This is a genomic window from Belnapia arida (assembly GCF_016773205.1).
GTDB lineage: Bacteria > Pseudomonadota > Alphaproteobacteria > Acetobacterales > Acetobacteraceae > Belnapia > Belnapia arida.
In genome coordinates this window covers 1-2222 of the sequence record NZ_JAETWB010000126.1, presented here as the reverse complement: position 1 = coordinate 2222, position 2222 = coordinate 1, and the positions used below count along the sequence as shown (strand labels likewise).

2 protein-coding genes and 1 pseudogene are annotated in these 2222 nt (G+C 66.7%); 2 read left to right on the top strand and 1 reads right to left on the bottom strand.

Going from position 1 to position 2222, the window contains the following annotated elements; genetic code table 11:
* Together JMJ56_RS32975 and JMJ56_RS32970 are read left to right on the top strand one after the other, a co-directional pair.
* Positions 1-413, top strand: a 413-nt coding sequence (locus JMJ56_RS32975; protein ID WP_202836097.1) for a transposase, incomplete at its 5' end; no start/stop codon positions are given.
* Between the two features lie 105 nt (positions 414-518).
* Positions 519-1826 (top strand): annotated as a pseudogene (locus JMJ56_RS32970) (IS701 family transposase).
* Between the two features lie 33 nt (positions 1827-1859).
* On the opposite strand, the gene JMJ56_RS32965 reads toward JMJ56_RS32970, so the two are convergent.
* The coding region (locus JMJ56_RS32965) for a hypothetical protein (RefSeq protein ID WP_236039063.1) at positions 1860-2222 on the bottom strand (363 nt) is incomplete at its 5' end.

The window sequence follows — 2222 nt, the reverse complement described above, 5'->3', positions numbered from 1 at the left end:
TGGGTGTGAAGCTGTTCGTGGTCTGCGACAAGCACGGTTCGCTGCTCGACCTCGAACTGCAGCCAGCCAACACGGACGACCGCGCGGGCGTCCTGCCGATGCTGCCGCGGCTGGCCGCACTCGGCTTCGAAAGTGACCTCCTCGGCGACAGCGGCTTCAAGGGTGCGCCCTTCGCCACGGCAGCGCTTGAGCATGACATCCATGTCTCCATCTCGCCTGGCGGCACGTGGGACGGCCGATTCCTGCCGAACGGGATCAGATGGGTTGTGGAGCGGCTGTTCGCCTGGCTCAGCCGCTACCGGCGACTCAACATCGTCTACGACCGCGCCGCCGACCTCTTTGCCGGGCACATCTGGATTGCAATGATCTCCATCATCTCGCGGCGGATCGCCGCCCAAACCCAGGTGCCGTAAGGGGTTTATTCGCGTACAGCTTCTTAGCACTACCTGGGCACTATCGACGCCATCCTGCGTTGTCGCTGAACCTGTTGGAGGAGTTTAGCCTCCGGGAGGCAGGCAATGGGCCGTGGTGTGCAGGACCTGGACAGCTGGCTGGCGCCGTTCCTGGCGGCGCTCGGGCACAAGAAGCGGCGGCACTGGGCGCCGCTATACCTGCGCGGGCGGCTTGGCCCGAGCGAGCGCAAGAGCCTGCAGCCGATGGCGGCTTCTCTGGGGTTGAGCGGGCACGATCAGCTGCAGCACTTCATCGCCAATCCGGCCTGGGATGACACCCCGCTCTGGCAGGTGCTAGCCGAGCAGGCGGATCGGCTGATGGGCAGGTCGCGGGCGGCGCTGGTGAGGGACGACACGGCGCTGCCGAAGAAGGGCGCGCTCTCGGTCGGGGTTGAGCGGCAGTACTGCGGCCAGCTGGGCAAGCGGGCTCACTGCTAGGTGCTGGTCTCGCTGATCCTGGCGGGCGCGGAGGTGCCGGTGCCTGTCGCCCTGCGGCTGTTCCTGCCGGAGAAGTGGGTGGACGACCCGGAGCGCTGCGCGGCGGCCGGTGTGCCAGAAGACCAGGTGGTGGCCAGCAGCAAGGGCGCGATTGCGCTGGCCGAGCTGGACCGGCTCATCGCCGCCCGGGTGCGGTTCGGCATGGTGCTGGCCGATGCCGGCTACGGTGCGAGCGCGGCGTTTCGGGTCGGCTTGAGCGAGCGCGGCCTGACCTGGGCGGTGGGCATCCCGCGCAACCAGAAGGTCTACGGTGCCGATGTTCAGCTGGTTCCGCCCGGCGGCCGCAAGCGGCGCCCGGTGCCGGACCAGGAGCCCCGGGAGGCTGAGGCGGTGCTGGCTGGGCTACCCTGGCGCCGAGTGACTTGGCGGCAGGGCACCAAGGGTCCTCTCGCGGCCCGGTTCGCGGCCACGCGCGTGCGGGTTGGTGACGGCAAGACCTGGGCGAACAACCGGCACCTGCCGGGCGACGAGGTCTGGCTGGTGGGCGAGTGGCGCTCAAGCGGCGAGCGCAAATACTACCTCTCCAACCTGCCGCCCCGGACCTCGCTCCGCGCCCTGGCGGCCGCCATCAAGGCGCGCTGGGTTTGCGAGCAGGCGCACCAGCAGCTCAAGCAAGAGCTGGGCTTGGGCCACTTCGAGGGACGGTCCTGGACCGGGCTGCACCGACACGCGCTGATGACCTGCATCGCCTTTGCCTATCTGCAGCACCTCTGCCTCGCCGGGCAGCGCCCGGCGGGGTCGGGGAAAAATGCCGGGTCAGGTTCCGGGACCGCCACCATCGCCGAGCCTGCCAGCTCTACGCCGCGCCATTATGACACGACTGTTCGCCGACCTCGTCACGCCAATCCGATGTCCGCACTGCCAGCGCAAGCTTAGGCCACCGCCTGACTTCAGACTGCCCAGGTAGTGTTAGGCAGGCTTATCCCGTTTTTCGGGCTCCCAACCCAATGTCCTCAGGTCGGCGAGTACCTCCTCGTCGAGCATGTCTGTGGGACCGTTCCAGGCCCAATCAAGTTCGTTGTGGACCCCAACAAGCAAACCGATGAGTTCAGGTGTCGAGAGCTTACCGTCTTCTGCTTCAGCTCCGTTGGCCGGCTGCCAACTTACATATTCTAATGCCGCGAACAACATCCGAGCGTAAACCTCGGCATTCATGGCTTTCCGACGTATGTCTCTGCTTTCCAGCAAGTCGTGCTCTAAGACCCCGTTTGAGAATGCGCGATTGGCGGTGGTTTGGGCTCTGGCCCGGCCCAAATGGGCGGGATGTGGACC